The organism is Lentzea sp., from assembly GCF_036380075.1.
Taxonomy (GTDB): Bacteria; Actinomycetota; Actinomycetes; order Mycobacteriales; family Pseudonocardiaceae; genus Lentzea.
The window spans coordinates 24736-39106 of record NZ_DASVFL010000145.1 but is presented as its reverse complement, the minus strand read 5'-3'; the positions used below and the strand labels follow the sequence as shown (position 1 = coordinate 39106).

Here is a 14371-nt window from a genome sequence, read left to right as displayed (position 1 = left end):
GTAGTCGTTGATGACCAGCGTGGCGTTCGGAGCGACCTCGTGCGCCACGCGGAACGCCGTGCGGATGTAGTCCAGTCCCGCGATCTCGAACCACTTGCTGCGGCGCAAGCCGTCCGGTTGCGCCTCGTCGACGACCTCGTTCACCACATCCCACGTCGTGATGTCGTCGCGGTATCGGCCCACCACGGCGCGGATGTGCGTTTCGATGCGGTGCAGCAGCAGCGCTTTGTTCTCCGCGGTGGGTGTCATGTCGGCGCCGGAGGCGTCCTTGAAGACCCAGTCGGGAGTCTGCTGGTGCCAGACGAGGGTGTGACCGCGGATCGCCTTGCCCCGCGCCTTGGCCCAGCCGACGAGCGTGTCCGCGTCCGTGAACCGGAACGCGCCCTCGGCGGGTTCGGTCGCGTCCCACTTCAGCTGGCTGCCCGGCGTGATCGAGCTGAAGTGCCGGTCGAGCAGCCTGCCGTGCTCCCCGTACAGCAGAGCGGGCTCGGCGGCGACCCCGAAGTGCCGGAACGGCACCACGTCCCGCAACGCCGGGATGTCGGTCTGGATCGGGGGAAGTGGCGTGTACGACAGGACGAAGTCGTCGAGGTGGAACGACGCCGCAGGGCTGGAGCTCTCCACGTAGGTGGTGAGGAAGTCGGCATCGGACGCCAGCGTGTAGCCGCCGGTGAGGTTCACCCAGCCGTCGGCGGTGACGAGGGTGTCGCCGACAACCCCTTCGTAGGACGTGACGCCGCCGGCATGGCGTTCGACGGACATCCGCAGCCGCGCGGGCTCCTCACCGCCCGCGAGTCGCACCCACACCGAGAGGCTGTACCGCACGCCCTTCTCGACGTCGTCGAGCAGGCCGAGCACCGGCCCCTCCCAGGACTGGCTCCGGCCCGAGACGAGCAGGCTGTGGGCACCCCCGTGCGCGACGGCCGAGCTCACCGCGGTGGTCTCGCCCCCGCGCGAGGTCCAGCCCTGCGCCGTGTCGTCCTCGAACGTGCTGGACACCACCGTCACCGGCGTGTCGGCGGCGAGCGCGGCGGGGCCGTGCGTCAGCAGTCCTGCCGCGACCGAGGTGGCCAGCAGACCGGCCAGAACTCTCCTCATCGAGAATCCTCCAGGTTTCTGGGAGCGCTCCCAGAAACCATAGGGCGACCCGTTCCCGGCACCCAGGCACCATTCGGCCCAAACGCGGCACTCGACTGCGACCGACCTGATGGCCGAACGCAGGTGTTGTCAGCGCCGGCCGACTGGTTCGCCGTGAACGGACAACCCACCGGACAGAGGTGTCCGCACACGTGGACGGCAGGAGTTCACTGCTGGTTCGCTGATCTGGCCAACCCCTGCCAACCCCAGTCGATGGGAGTTGATCGATGGTGTCCGGAGTCCGTCGGATCGTCGCGCTAGCAGCGGCGGTCGCACTGACCACCAGCGGGACCACGACCACCGCGAGCGCGCTCGCGAAGACCGGGCCGATCTCCGTGGCCTACGTCGAGGTCAACAACAACAGCATGCTCAACGTGGGCAAGTACGCGCTGACCAACGGCAGCGGCAACGCCTTCGACATCGGTGTCATCTTCGCCGCCAACATCAACTACGACGTCGCGACCAAGTCGGCCTACCTGTACTTCAACCCGAACGTGCAGCGCGTGCTCGACAACGTTGCCACCCAGGTCCGCCCCCTGCAGGCCAAGGGGATCAAGGTCACCCTGTCGATCCTGGGCAACCACGAGGGTGCCGGATTCGCCAACTTCCCGACCAAGCAGTCCGCCGAGGCGTTCGCCAAGCAGCTGTCCGACACCGTGACCAGGTACGGACTGGACGGCATCGACTTCGACGACGAGTACTCCGAGTACGGCAAGAACGGCACCGGCCAGCCGAACGCGAGCTCGTTCGTCTACCTGGTCACGGCGCTCCGCGCGGCGATGCCGAACAAGCTGATCACCCTGTACAACATCGGCCCGTCCGCGACGCGGCTGTCCTACGGGGGCGTCGACATCACGTCGAAGTTCAACTACGCCTGGAACCCCTACTACGGCTCGTGGAGCCCGCCGGCCATGGCCTTGCCCAAGTCCAGGCTCTCGCCCGCGGCCGTCCAGATCAACTCGACGCCCACCTCCACCGCCGCGAGCTTCGCGAGGCGAACGGTGAGCGAGGGCTACGGCGTCTACCTGACCTACAACCTCGGCGCCACCGACTCGCACACCTACATCTCCTCCTTCACCAGGGAGCTCTACGGCTCCGACACCCGCTACACCGGCTGACCGCCGGCGCCACCGGGATCCGGCTCGCCTACGCCCCGGATCCCGGTGGTGGTCGCCTCAGGAGACCGGCGCACGGAAGGTGCGCTGGTAGACGGTGGTCGCGACGCCGATGCTGGTGTGCAGGTGCTTGCGCGGGAGTGTGGAGCTGTTGAAGCCGATCTGACGGGCGACCTCGTCGATGGGCAGCTTGGTCGTCTCCAGCAGGGAGGAAGATCGCGTTGAGAGGTTGGTGAGACCCGAGCGCGACGTCAGTCGGTGATCTTGTCGAACTCCCGCTGGACGTTCCTGACGTCAGCCGGTCCCAGGCGGTTCGGCGGGGTCCACGTGGTGCCCAGTTGCGTGACCTTGACGGTCTTCGCCTGGCCGATCAGGACCCAGTACTCGGTGACGTAGGTCTTCGCCCTGACGCTGGGGGTGGTGCCGGACGGCTTCGTCTGGGTGAGCCGGGCCACCACCACGGCGTCCTCGCCGTCGGCGCTCAACCCGGTCTTCACCACGACCACCTTGTCGCCGTTGTACTTCCTGATGAGCCCAGCCTGCACTGGCATTCGCGGCCTCCTCGGACGTGACGTCAAGACGACGGTAGTCAGGGCGTGTGTGCAAGGAGACGTCTGAACGGACCAACTTCCTTGCATGGATGGAAAAAATCGTCGACCAGGTGTCCACTTCTGTGTCCACTTGTGAGTGGTCTACATCGGACACTGTGGTGGCATCGGCCGGCCCGAGCTGCACCGGTGCGGGGGAGCAGCCCGAGCCGTCGGGCGGCAGCGAGACCAGAACCGAGTCGGAGTACTGATCGGCCAGGCCGGTCGAACGCGGCGGTCTGACCTTTGAGGTGACGGTCGATGTCCGCCTGCGCCCAGCCTTCGCGGCGCATCGTCGCTGCGTCACGGGTGAGCCACATCGTGGGCTGGGACAGGCCTGCTCGGACCACCTCGTCCGGCATCCACACGTCCATGGGGAGGCAGGCGTGGAACCGGGAGTCTTGGTGGCAGGCCTCGGCTGCCACGGCGCCTCCGAGCGACAGCCCGAAGACCCCGGCCGGGAAAGGTCGAGTCTTGCTGTGGGGATGCCGGTTGCGTCGGTCTCGTCGAGTGCGTTCAGCCGGTCGAGTGTGAAGATCGCGTCTTGGGCGAGATGGGGAACGACGGTGTCGACGAAGCCGTGTGAGGCAAGTTCTCCGACCTGCCAGGTGTTGTGCTGCCGGAAGCCGCCGCGGCCTGGTGAGAAGACGAGTACCGGCCAGGTCTTCCCGGTGTCTGCCGCCGGGGCCGACGGGACTGAGTTGGTCTTGACGTGTTCGAGGAACGGCAGGAGGAACCGCGGCAGTCGAAGCAGCTTTGCCAAGGGTGCGAGCACCTCGGCGTCGGGAACGTACGGGGCCGGTGCGGCTGATTCGGGCGGCGTCGCCGGGTACCGGATCTGCACGACCAGTTCGCGGCGGTCCTCGGCGTTGTCGGCGAAGATGTCCGGCCGATTCGATCAGTCGTGGGCGGTCAGGCGTGCCTGGACCTGAGCCAGGGCTGCCTGCGGGGTACGTCCCACGCCGCGCACCCGATGGGCGCCATCGGGCATGAAAGCGATCACCTCGGCGAGGACGGCGTCGGGCATCGCTGGATGAGACATGCGGCTGACGGTCAGGTCCACGACATCCGCAGACGGGAGGTCTTCCACGGCGAGCTCGCGCATCCGCTGGAACAAGGACGAGGACCAGGTCGCGGGCGCGCCGCGCCCCAGGTTGACGCAGATCATCGGGTGCGGCGGTGTTCCTTGCCGGTGTTGCTGCGGAACGTGCATGGTCACGTCGTCCACGATCCTGTCCGTGTCGATCTTCAGCCAGGGACTGCGGTCCCGACACGAGCGGACCATCGGCCCTGGGAACCGTCCGGCGCCTCAAGGGTCGCGAACACCGACACGTGGGCATTCGGCGGTTGTGGCAGCGCGTGTTCGACCGGCGGAAGCTGCGGCCCAAGAGCTGGTACCTGCCGAACAGTGCTGTTCACGCCGACGGTGCTGTTCACCGCCTACTGGGTGATGCGCACGGCCGGTGTCGCCGGTGCCGAGTGGAGGCGCTGCAAGGCTCCACGGCGGCCCGCTTTCAGAGCATTCCCGGGCTGAACACCTCGTACCTGATGTCGTCGGCGTGAACACCTCGGCTGAGCAGTCCCGCGCGCACGTCGCGCATGAACTCGATCGGTCCGCACAGGTAGGCGATGGCGTTGCCGGGCAACGGGATCGCGCCCACGTCGACGAAGCCCGTCTGCTCGCCGGTCGCACCGGTCTCGTACCAGGTCAGCTGCTTGGAGCCGGCGAGGCGGGCGAACTCCGCGCGGTGGGCGTGCCGGTCGGGTGAGGTCTCGGCGTGGACGGCGACGACCTCGCGGGAGGGCTGGGTGGCGGCGAGGTGGTCGAGCATCGACAGCATCGGGGTGATGCCGATGCCGGCGCTGATCAGCACCACCGGGCGGTTGCCGTGGTCGAGGGTGACCTCCCCGGAGGGCGGTCCGAGGAGCAGGATGTCGTCGGTCCGCACGTGGTCGTGGAGGAAGTTCGACACGGCGCCGGCGGGGGCACCGCCTGAGCCTCGCACTCGTCGCACGGTGATGCGCAGCTCACTGCGCTCCGGTGCCTGGGACAACGAGTACTGGCGTGGCTGCCGGTGGCCGTCCGGCAGGTCGACGGCGACCGAGACGTACTGGCCGGGCTCGAAGGTGGGGACCGGCCCGCCGTCGTCGGGAACGAGCGTGAAGGACGCGGTGTCGACGGCTTCGTCGTTGCGCTTGGCGACGCGCCACGGACGCCACAGGGCATCCGGGGTGACGCCCGCTGCCTGGAACAGGCGCGCCTCGGCCGCGATCAAGGAGACCGCGAACAGCCAGTAGACCTCCTCCCAGGCGGCGGCGACCGCGGGGGTGACGGCGTCGCCGAGCACGGTCGCGACCGCGCCGATGAGGTGTACGCCGACGATGGGGTACTGGCCGGGACGCACTCCCAGGGAGACGTGCTTGTGGGCGATGCGGTCCGCGATCGGGCCGAACGGCGTCCCGTCGAGGAGGTGCTGGGCGTAGGCGACCACGGCGGCGGCGAGCGCGACCTGTTGCCGGCCGCTGGCCTGGTTGCCCTGGTTGAACAGGTTCAGCAGGTCCGGGTGCGCGGCGAACATCGAGGGGTAGAACTCGGCTGTGATCGCCGCGGCGTGGTCGCGGACGACCGGCAGGGTCGCGCGCACCACGGCAGCGGAAGATGCGGAAAGCACAGGTGACTCCTCGGGGATCCCGTTCGGGGACGGAAGGCGCGGTGGCGCGATCACCCGTCGAGCTTGCTCGGGCAGGTCGGGCGAACGAAGTTCGGAACGTCGTCGATGGGCCAGGACTTTGGTCCCTGCGGTTCGTTACCGAAGACTCGGGCCTTCGGCCACTGCGATTCGGTGATGGCAGGAGCGGAGACCGGCGATCCGGGTCAGGACCGCGCACAGACGTGGTGAAGTCTCCACCCGGACGGATCGACGAGACCACGCGGGACGCTCTTGCGGCGAAGGGCGAGGACGTTCTCGACGTGTGGTCCGGGCACGACTTTCAAGGCGGTTTCGTCGTGGACCTCAAGCGGTTTGTCGTGCACAGACGGCGACCGACCGCTGGCGGATAGGCGCAGTCCTCACCAAACACGGACACCGTGCGCGGCGAACTGGTCGCGTACTCGGTCGATGAGCGCGCGGTCCGGGGTGGGTACGCGTTCGAGCGGGAACGGGATGCCGAGTGCGGCGTACTTCGGCGCTCCCAGCTTGTGGAAGGGCAGCACCTCCACCCTTTCGACGGTGCGCAGCCCGGCTACGAACGACGCGATTCCTTCGACGTTGGCCGGAGCGTCGGTGTGGCCCGGTACGAGGACGAACCGCACCCACATCGGTTTGCCGAGGTCGGACAGCCGGCGCGCGAACGTCAGGGTGGGGGCGACTTCGCCGCTGGTGACGCGCCGGTAGGTCGTGGGGTCCCACGACTTGATGTCGAGCAGGACGAGGTCGGTGTTGGCGAGCAGGGTGTCGGAGGCGCGGGTGCCGAGGAAGCCCGAGGTGTCGAGAGCGGTGTGCAGGCCGAGTTCCTTTGCACGGCGGAAGACGGCGGCCGTGAAGTCTCGTTGGAGTAGGGGCTCGCCGCCGCTGATGGTCATGCCGCCGCCGGCGACCTCGATGAAGCGGCGATACTTCGTCATCTCGGCGCTGACCTCGTCGAGGGTCATGCGGTGGCCGTCGCGCATGTGCCAGGTGTCGGGGTTGTGGCAGTACAGGCACCGGAGCGGGCACCCGCTGAGGAAGAGCACGAAGCGGGTGCCCGGTCCGTCGACCGCGGTGGAGACATCCCACGAGTGGACTGAGCCGGTGGCGGTCACAGCGACTCGTGGAAGGTGCGGTTGATGACGTCGCGTTGCTGCTCGGGCGTGAGCCGGATGAAGTTGACCGCGTAGCCGGAGACGCGGATGGTCAGCTGGGGGTGGTTCTCCGGGTGTGCCATGGCGTCCAGGAGTGCTTCCCGGTTGAGGACGTTGGCGTTGAGGTGGAAGCCGCCCGCGTCGGTGTAGGCGTCCAGGAGGCCGACGAGGTTGGTCACCCGCTCGTCCGGTGTCTGGCCGAGACCGGTGGGCGTGATGCTCGCGGTCAGCGAGATCCCGTCCTGGGCCTGGTCGTAGGGCAGCTTGGCCACGGACAGCGCGGCGGCCACGAGGCCGCGTTTGTCGCGGCCGTTCATCGGGTTGGCGCCGGGAGCGAACGGTTCTCCGGCGCGGCGTCCATCGGGCGTGTTGCCGGTGTGCTTGCCGTAGACGACGTTCGAGGTGATCGTGAGCACCGACTGGGTGTGCACCGCGCCGCGGTGTGCCGGGTAGCGGCGCACCTTGGTCATGAAGCTCTCCACCAGGTCCACGGCGATGGTGTCGGCGCGGTCGTCGTTGTTGCCGTACTTCGGGAAGTTTCCCTCGACGACGTAGTCGACCGCGAGACCGGTCTCGTCGCGGATCACACGGACGCGGGCGTCCCGGATGGCGGAGAGGCTGTCCGCGACGACCGAGAGGCCGGCGATGCCGCAGCCGAGCAGCCGTTGAACGGGGTGGTCGTGCAGTGCCATCTCGATGCGCTCGTAGGCGTACTTGTCGTGCATCGAGTGGATGATGTTCAGCGCTTCGACGTAGGTCTTGGCCAGCCAGTCGGTCATCCGGTCGAACGCCGCCCGCACCTCGTCGTACACCAGGTACTGCGAGGTGATCGGTGGGAACGCCGGTGCGATCTGGTCACCGGTCATCTCGTCGCGGCCGCCGTTGATGGCGTACAGCAGTGCCTTGGCCAGGTTGACCCGCGCGCCGAAGAGCTGCATCTGCTTGCCGACGCGCATGGCGGAGACACAGCAGGCGATGGCGGTGTCGTCGTCGAACCGCGGCCGGATGAGCTCGTCGTTCTCGTACTGGATGGAACTGGTGTCGATGGAGACCTCGGCGCAGAACCGCTTGAAGCCGTCGGGCAGCTGTGGCGACCAGAGCACCGTGAGGTTAGGTTCGGGAGCCGGGCCCAGGTTGTAGAGGGTCTGCAGGAAGCGGAAGCTCGTGCGGGTGACGAGCGGACGTCCGTCCTCGCCCATGCCCCCGATCGACTCCGTGACCCAGGTGGGGTCGCCGGAGAAGAGCTGGTCGTACTCGGGTGTCCGCAGGAACCTCACGATGCGCAGCTTGATGACGAGGTCGTCGACGAGCTCCTGCGCGCCGCGTTCGGTGAGCGTGCCGTCGTCGAGGTCGCGCTGGAGGTACACGTCGAGGAACGTCGAGGTGCGACCGAGTGACATCGCGGCACCGTTCTGTTCCTTCACGGCGGCGAGGTAGGCGAAGTAGAGCCACTGGACGGCTTCGCGGCCGGTTGTGGCCGGACCCGAGATGTCGTAGCCGTAGGAGAGCGCCATCTCGTGCAGTTCGCCTAGCGCGCGGATCTGCTCCGCGAGCTCTTCGCGGTCCCTGATGACGTCCTCTGTGGACCACAGTTCGTCGAGGGCGGCGCGTTCTGCCTTCTTCGCCGTGACGAGCCGATCGACGCCGTACAGCGCGACGCGCCGGTAGTCGCCGATGATGCGGCCACGTCCGTAAGCGTCGGGAAGCCCCGTGATGATTCCCGCCTTGCGAGCTCGCCGGATCTCCGCCGTGTAAGCGTCGAACACGCCGTCGTTGTGCGTCTTGCGGTACCGGGTGAAGATCTCCTGGACGTGCGGATCGAGCTCGAATCCGTATGTCTGGAGGCTCGTCTCGACCATGCGCAGACCCCCCTGCGGCATGATCGCGCGCTTGAGCGGCGCGTCGGTCTGCAGGCCCACGATGAGCTCGCGGTCGCGGTCGATGTAGCCCGGGGAGTGCGAAGTGATCGACGACGGGGTGTGCGCGTCGACGTCGTAGATGCCGCGAGCGCGCTCGTCGACGAACATGGTCGTGAGTCCGCGCCACAGCGTCGTCGTGCGGGGTGTGGGACCAGTCAGGAACTCCGCATCGCCGTCGTAGGGGGTGTAGTTGGCTTTGATGAAGCCCTTCACGTCGATCGAGTCGCACCACGGCCCTGCCTGGAAGCCTTGCCACGCCGAGGTGGTGGTCGTGCGGTCCGCGGTCGTCGTCATCGAATCTGCACCTTCCCGAGTCGAGTCCAATGACTGGAGCTCACGACTCCACGGTGCTCCGGTGGCGTCGGTGAACGCAGGGACGAAGGTCCTCACCTGACCGGTTCCCTGTTCCGTGTCGGCTGAGGAACCTCGCGAGGATCGTCAAGCGCATGAACCAGACTCGTCGCGGGCACGTGAAGGCGCCGAACGCGCCCGTTGTCGTGGGCATCGACGGCTCGGCGTCCGCACTGGCCGCCACGAGCTGGGCCGCCGCCGAATGCACCCGGCACCACGTGCCGTTGCGCTTGGTGCACGGCTTCATGCCGCCCACGACCAACTACCCGGAGATGCTGATCAGCGGTGACGAGGTTCGCCGGGCGATCGAGGACCAGGCGCGAGAGTGGCTGACCGAGGCTGCCGCGGCGGCGCGCTCGACGGCACCTGAGGTGGAGGTCGCCACCGCCGCGGTGTGCTGTGGCGGAGCGGGCCTGCTGGTCGAGGAGTCGAAGAGAGCGCGGCTCGTGGTGGTCGGCTCTCGAGGACTCGGTGCTGTCACCGGCCTCCTCGTCGGATCGACCGCCGTCTCGCTCGCCGCGCACGTCCGCAGCCCGCTGGTCGTCGTGCGCGGCACGACGACACCTGACAGCCCGGTCGTCGTGGGTGTGGACGGGTCGCCGGCGAGCGAGACCGCGGTGGCGTTCGCGTTCGAGGCTGCCTCGGCACGCGGTGCTGCGCTGGTGGCGGTCATGACCTCGCAGGACTTCACCGTCGACAGCGCCTACAACGTCTCCCGCATCGCGATCGACTGGGCGCAGGTGGAGGAGGACGAACGCAGGGCTCTCGCGCAACGGCTGGCGGGGTGGCAGGAGAAGTACCCGGACGTCGAAGTGCGCCGGGTGGTGCTGCGGGACCGGCCCGCGCGGGCGCTGATGCGCTACGGCGCGGAGGCACAGCTGCTGGTCGTGGGCAGTCACGGGCACGGTGGCTTCGCGGGGATGTTGCTCGGGTCGACCAGTCAGGCGCTCGTGCGCCACGCGCCGTGCCCGCTCGCGATCGTCCGCTGACAGCCGTGGCGGACCCACGTCATCGCCTGGGCGTGGCAAACCTCTCCACCGCGCCGGCCGGAGGACACGGAGGCTCGACCACATGAACGCTGCAGAGGTGATGACCAGCTCACCGGTCTGGGTCGCACCGGACACCACCGTTCGCGAGGCCGGCGCGGTGCTGGCCCTCCGCGCCTGCCACCGCGATCCACGGTGGACCGTCTCGGTGGACAGGGGTGACGTGAAGGTGACCGGTTCCTTCGCCGACGACGCCGAACGCAGGGTGATCGAGGCACTGGTCCGGGCCGTGCCAGGGGTCCGCACGTCCGCCGTCGTGTCGTGACCGGGCGGCGGGACGAAGGTCCTGCGGGGTGCGGGCCCGCGGCCACTGACCGCCGTACCCGCTGCCCGCGACGCTGGGATGTATGAGAGACAACGAGACCAGTCCGATCGTCGTGGGGTTCGACGGCTCGGAGGCCGCGGTGGCGGCGCTGCACTGGGCCGTGGACCAGGCGCGGCTGCTGGGCTGCCCGATCGACGTGATCTCCGTGTGGCACATGGAGTACACCGTGATGATGGAGCCCTCGTCGGCCGCGACCAGGCTGGACCCGCGGATCGTCGAAGACGGGCACCGAACCGTGCTGGAGGCGGCAACAGCCGACATAGATGGAGTTGACCTGCGGGGCGTTCTGATCGAGGGCGACGTGAAGAGGCTGCTCGTCGAGACGTCCGGTGACGCGCGGCTGCTCGTCGTCGGGAACCGGGGTCACGGACCGTTGGCGGAACTGCTGCTCGGCTCGGTGAGCTCGTACTGCGTGCACCACGCGACCTGTCCGGTCGTGGTCGTGAAGGCGGCCCGGCAGATGGCGCCGCGGGCTGAACGGCTGCCGATGGCGCCGCTCACGCCAGGACCCCTTCTGTGACGAGGAAACCATGACCACCACGTCGATGCCGTGGGTGTCGCAGCGGATCACCGTCGAGCACGTCCGTGACGACGAGTTCGCGATCCGGCTGCGTGCGCACGAGTTGCACACCGACCAGCCCCAAAGCGACCGGGCGATGTCACCTGTCGAATTGCTCGTGGCATCGCTCGCGACCTGTGTCGCCCACTACGCGAACGTGTACCTGCGGCGGCACAGCCTGCCGGTCGAGGGCCTTCGCGTGCACGCCGACTACATGATGGCCACGGACCGCCCGGCCCGCATCAGCCGCATCCGCGTCACGGCAGAGGTGGCACAAGGCCTGCCACCGCAGCAGAAACAGGCACTTCAAGCCGTGGTGAACCACTGCACCGTCCACAACACCCTCCGGCATCCGCCCGAGGTCGAGATCCGCATCGAGGAGGAAAGCCGTGAACACTGAGAAAGCACCGATCGTCGTGGGTGTGGACGGATCGCCGGCCTGTGGTCAGGCCCTCCGCTGGGCGGTGGACGAGGCGGTGGTCCGCGGCTGCCCGCTGCACGTGGTGAACGCGTGGAACTTCGAGCCGATGGTCGACTGGACCGAGACGAGCGCGCAGGCGCACCTGCAGGCTTCGGAGACGTTGGTCGAGGAGGCCGTCGGGGCGGCGGTGGACGGGCGCTCCGACGTGCCCGAGATCGAGCGGCTGAGCCTGCGCGGCGACGCCGCGGAGGTGCTCGAGGAAGCGTCCAGGAACGCCGCGATGCTCGTGGTCGCCTCTCACACCCGGCGCAGGCTGCGCCAGATCGTGCTGGGCTCGACCAGCATGCACTGCGTGCGGCACTCCTCCGCCCCGGTCGTGGTGATCCCCTTCGACGACCACGTGACCGCGAGCAACGACCACTCGTAGGGAGGCTGTCATGACCACCGCGACCACGGCGTTCTTCGCGATCCTGTTCACGGGTCGCTACCCGCGAGTGCCTTCGACTTCAACGTCGGGGTGCTGCGCTGGTCGTGGCGCGTCGCCTACTACACCTACGGCGCGTTGGCGACGGACCGCTACCCGCCGTTCAGCCTCGGGGAGCAGGCGGACTACCCGGCCACGCTCGACATCGCCTACCCGGAACGCCTGTCGCGGGGACTGGTGCTGGTCAAGTGGTGGCTGCCGGCGATCCCGCACTACCTGATCGTCGGCTTCCTCGTCGGCGGTGGCAGCTACGTCGCCTACCGGACCGGCGAGACCGCCTACAACTCCGGCGGCTTGGTCGGGTTGATGGCGTTGTTCGCCGGTGTGGCCCTGCTGTTCACCGGCCGGTACCCGAAGGGGCTGTTCGACTTCGTGCTCGGCATGGACCGCTGGGCGTTGCGCGTGGCCGCCTACGCCGGGTTGATGACCGACACCTATCCGCCGTTCCGGTTCGACTCGGGCGGCGACGAGCCCGGCACCACGACCATCGACCAGCCGCCGGCTCCTGGTCCCGGCCGCGACGGCTGGACGCCTGGACGGATCACCGCGGTGATCGCGAAGAACCGCAGGTTCTCCCGTCCGGTGAGGTCGGGGTAGAGCGCGAGCTCCTGCGGCACATAGCCGACGAGGCGTTTCGCGGCGACGGTCCTGGTCGACATCGGCTCACCGGCGATCACCACCTCACCCGCGTCGCGCTCGAGCACACCCGTGATCATCGAGATCGTGGTCGTCCTGCCCGCGCCGTTGGGGCCGAGAAGACCGTAGGTCTCGCCCTCCGCGATCGTGAACGACACGTCGTCCACGGCGAGCACGTCACCGAACCGGCGTCTCAGGCCGGAGCATGAGAGGACCGTCATGGCGTGCTCCTTCCAGCGGGACGACGACCACGGGGCACCGGGCGTGCCGCAGGCAGTGGCTCGTCACCGAGCTCATCACCAGCACGCCGGCCTGGTGGCTGCCGTGCCCGCCGACCACGAGCAGATCCGCCCCGGCCGAGTGCTCGACGAGTACCGGGCCGGGCAGGCCGTGCCGCACCTGCTGGTCGATGTGCACGTCGGCGGCCGTCGAACCGAGCGCCTCCACAGCGACGGCGAGCTCCCGTGCATGTGTCCGGCTGAACGTGTCGGCGTCGGAAGAGGATCCGAGCTGGCAGACCGACAGTGCGAGCACCGATGCGCCGAGGCGCTTCGCTTCTCCCACGGCCCAGGCCAGAGCTGCTTTCGCGGCCGGCGAGCGGTCCACGCCGACGACGATGCGGGGCTGCGTCTTCATCACGGCTCCTCGGGTAGGTGTCCTGTCCAGCGTGCCGTTCCGCCCGGTTCCAGCGGAGGGGCTTTCGTCCCTCCCGGCCCGAGTACTCGGGCTGGAGACAGCAGTCCACTGAGGACTTGCCGGCGCCCGGGGTGGGTCCAGCGGCCGGGTGACGACGAGCCCTTGGGCTCTGGGAGGTGGCGTCGCGAGAGGGGAGCCTCTGCAGCGGAGGTGAAGCCATGAACTCGAAGCCGATCGCCCGAGCCTTCCGCCAGTCGTTCCCGGGCCGCAACCCGCTCGCGACCGCGGGCGATCGGCTCGAGGGCGCCGTGCTGGTGTTGTGCGCCGTGGTCGCGTTGCTGGCAGTGCCCGTCGCCGGCGTGGCCGGTTCGGAGCTCTACGCGCGGCAGAGCGCACGGGTCGTGCGGGAGCGCGAGGAACGCCGGCAGGTCGAAGCGGTGCTCCTGGAGAACGCGCCCCCGGTCGTGCAGGTGGACGACCGGGGGACGGTTCTGGAGACCACGCCCGTCCGGGCGCGGTGGACGGGACCGGACGGGCAGGCGCACGAAGACACCGTGGAGGCCCACCACGGCGCTCTGGTCGGGACCGCCCTGCCGATCTGGGTCGACCGGCGCGGACATGTCACCGAACCGCCACTGCCTGCCGCCACCGCCGTGGCCAACGCTGCCGGAGCGGCCCTGATGGTCTGGATCGGGGTGGCGGGCGCGTCCGCCCTGCTCTGGCTCGCCACGCGGTTCGCGCACACGAGGTCGCGGCTGCGCCGGTGGGAGCTCGAATGGCAGCAGGTCTCCCGAGACTGGACCGCCCGCTGACCGACGTGGTGTCCACAGAGGACGACCGGATCACCCCTGCCGGGACCTGACGACGCGCAGGGCGACGAACAGCGCGGCGATGGCGACGGCACCGACCGTGACCACGAGGCGGTTCACGTCGATCGCCGGCTCCCAGCGGACCTCACCGTTCTTGACGACGAAAGCGCCCACCGGTTTCGCGTTGAGACCGAAACCGCTGCCTTCGCCTTCCTGGCCCTTGTCGTCCCGGCCGTTGCCGCCGCCCGCGCCACCGGCGACCGCCGCGGCGGCGATCACCGTGATCCCGTCCTTCTCGTACGGCTCGGTGTAGACCCTCTTGGCCTCCAGGGCGTCCCTGCTCTTCGCGATCAGCTCGTCAACCTTCATCCCGCACTCCTCGGTCTCGTGGCCCTGCCTGGAAGCGTGGTGCCGGTCGTCGTGACCGACCAGGGTCGCAAGTCCTCGCACGGTGAGGACCTGGCGTCGTTCGCGGTGCTGCTGGAAGGCACTCGGAGCAGGCGCA

At 68.8% G+C, this 14371-nt stretch carries 16 protein-coding genes and 2 pseudogenes; 8 read left to right on the top strand and 10 right to left on the bottom strand.

The window, feature by feature from the left end; translation table 11 throughout:
* Window positions 1–1098, bottom strand: a 1098-nt coding sequence (locus VF330_RS17595; protein ID WP_330852691.1) for an endo-1,4-beta-xylanase, incomplete at its 3' end; no start/stop codon positions are given.
* A 266-nt stretch (window positions 1099–1364) separates the two neighbouring features.
* Here VF330_RS17595 and VF330_RS17590 point away from each other — a divergent pair.
* Complete coding sequence (locus VF330_RS17590) at window positions 1365–2255, top strand: endo-beta-N-acetylglucosaminidase H (protein ID WP_330852690.1); 891 nt, start codon at window positions 1365–1367, stop codon at window positions 2253–2255.
* Between the two features lie 248 nt (window positions 2256–2503).
* Here VF330_RS17590 and VF330_RS17585 read toward each other — a convergent pair whose 3' ends face one another.
* From VF330_RS17585 to pflB, 6 genes and pseudogenes are all read right to left on the bottom strand, one after another.
* Complete coding sequence (locus VF330_RS17585) at window positions 2504–2803, bottom strand: hypothetical protein (protein ID WP_330852689.1); 300 nt, start codon at window positions 2801–2803, stop codon at window positions 2504–2506.
* Between the two features lie 574 nt (window positions 2804–3377).
* Window positions 3378–3689 (bottom strand): annotated as a pseudogene (locus VF330_RS42075) (hypothetical protein); the annotation flags it as partial.
* A gap of 48 nt (window positions 3690–3737) precedes the next feature.
* Window positions 3738–4067: a hypothetical protein gene (locus VF330_RS17580; protein ID WP_330852688.1), complete on the bottom strand. Its 330-nt coding sequence runs from the start codon at window positions 4065–4067 to the stop codon at window positions 3738–3740.
* A gap of 286 nt (window positions 4068–4353) precedes the next feature.
* Entirely contained in the window at window positions 4354–5511 is a 1158-nt protein-coding gene (locus VF330_RS17575; RefSeq protein WP_330852687.1) for a globin domain-containing protein, read from the bottom strand.
* A 398-nt stretch (window positions 5512–5909) separates the two neighbouring features.
* Window positions 5910–6641 carry a pyruvate formate-lyase-activating protein gene (gene pflA / locus VF330_RS17570; RefSeq protein WP_330852686.1) on the bottom strand — a complete coding sequence of 244 codons (732 nt, stop codon included), beginning with the start codon at window positions 6639–6641 and terminating at the stop codon, window positions 5910–5912.
* Window positions 6638–8893 (bottom strand): formate C-acetyltransferase, encoded by a 2256-nt coding sequence (gene pflB / locus VF330_RS17565; RefSeq protein ID WP_330852685.1) that lies wholly within the window; start codon window positions 8891–8893, stop codon window positions 6638–6640. The genes pflA and pflB overlap by 4 nt, the downstream gene beginning before the upstream one ends.
* A gap of 152 nt (window positions 8894–9045) precedes the next feature.
* On the opposite strand from pflB, the gene VF330_RS17560 reads away from it, so the two are divergent.
* The 6 genes from VF330_RS17560 to VF330_RS17535 all read left to right on the top strand — a co-directional run bounded on the left by VF330_RS17560 (window position 9046) and on the right by VF330_RS17535 (window position 12382).
* Window positions 9046–9939: a universal stress protein gene (locus tag VF330_RS17560; protein WP_330852684.1), complete on the top strand. Its 894-nt coding sequence runs from the start codon at window positions 9046–9048 to the stop codon at window positions 9937–9939.
* An 82-nt stretch (window positions 9940–10021) separates the two neighbouring features.
* A complete protein-coding gene (locus VF330_RS17555; RefSeq protein WP_330852683.1) occupies window positions 10022–10261 on the top strand; it encodes a BON domain-containing protein in 240 nt (79 codons plus the stop codon).
* An 82-nt stretch (window positions 10262–10343) separates the two neighbouring features.
* On the top strand, window positions 10344–10841 hold the full coding sequence (locus VF330_RS17550; RefSeq protein WP_330852682.1) for a universal stress protein: 498 nt from the start codon (window positions 10344–10346) through the stop codon (window positions 10839–10841).
* 10 nt (window positions 10842–10851) lie between these two features.
* Window positions 10852–11280: an OsmC family protein gene (locus VF330_RS17545; protein WP_330852681.1), complete on the top strand. Its 429-nt coding sequence runs from the start codon at window positions 10852–10854 to the stop codon at window positions 11278–11280.
* Window positions 11270–11728 (top strand): universal stress protein, encoded by a 459-nt coding sequence (locus tag VF330_RS17540; RefSeq protein ID WP_330852680.1) that lies wholly within the window; start codon window positions 11270–11272, stop codon window positions 11726–11728. Before VF330_RS17545 ends, VF330_RS17540 begins: the two co-directional genes overlap by 11 nt.
* 90 nt (window positions 11729–11818) lie before the next feature.
* The gene (locus VF330_RS17535) at window positions 11819–12382 is read left to right on the top strand and encodes a DUF4389 domain-containing protein (RefSeq protein ID WP_414675392.1); all 564 of its coding nucleotides are present in this window, start codon (window positions 11819–11821) and stop codon (window positions 12380–12382) included.
* Between the two features lie 11 nt (window positions 12383–12393).
* On the opposite strand, the pseudogene VF330_RS42070 reads toward VF330_RS17535, so the two are convergent.
* Both VF330_RS42070 and VF330_RS17525 read right to left on the bottom strand, forming a co-directional pair.
* Window positions 12394–12642 (bottom strand): annotated as a pseudogene (locus VF330_RS42070) (ATP-binding cassette domain-containing protein); the annotation flags it as partial.
* Window positions 12599–13057, bottom strand: a complete 459-nt coding sequence (locus tag VF330_RS17525) for a universal stress protein (protein WP_330852678.1) — start codon at window positions 13055–13057, stop codon at window positions 12599–12601. The pseudogene VF330_RS42070 and the gene VF330_RS17525, both read right to left, overlap by 44 nt.
* 218 nt (window positions 13058–13275) lie before the next feature.
* Here VF330_RS17525 and VF330_RS17520 point away from each other — a divergent pair, with 218 nt between their 5' ends.
* Window positions 13276–13869, top strand: a complete 594-nt coding sequence (locus VF330_RS17520) for a hypothetical protein (RefSeq protein WP_330852677.1) — start codon at window positions 13276–13278, stop codon at window positions 13867–13869.
* A gap of 30 nt (window positions 13870–13899) precedes the next feature.
* Here VF330_RS17520 and VF330_RS17515 read toward each other — a convergent pair whose 3' ends face one another.
* On the bottom strand, window positions 13900–14235 hold the full coding sequence (locus tag VF330_RS17515; RefSeq protein ID WP_330852676.1) for a spore germination protein GerW family protein: 336 nt from the start codon (window positions 14233–14235) through the stop codon (window positions 13900–13902).
* Between the last annotated feature and the right edge of the window lie 136 nt (window positions 14236–14371).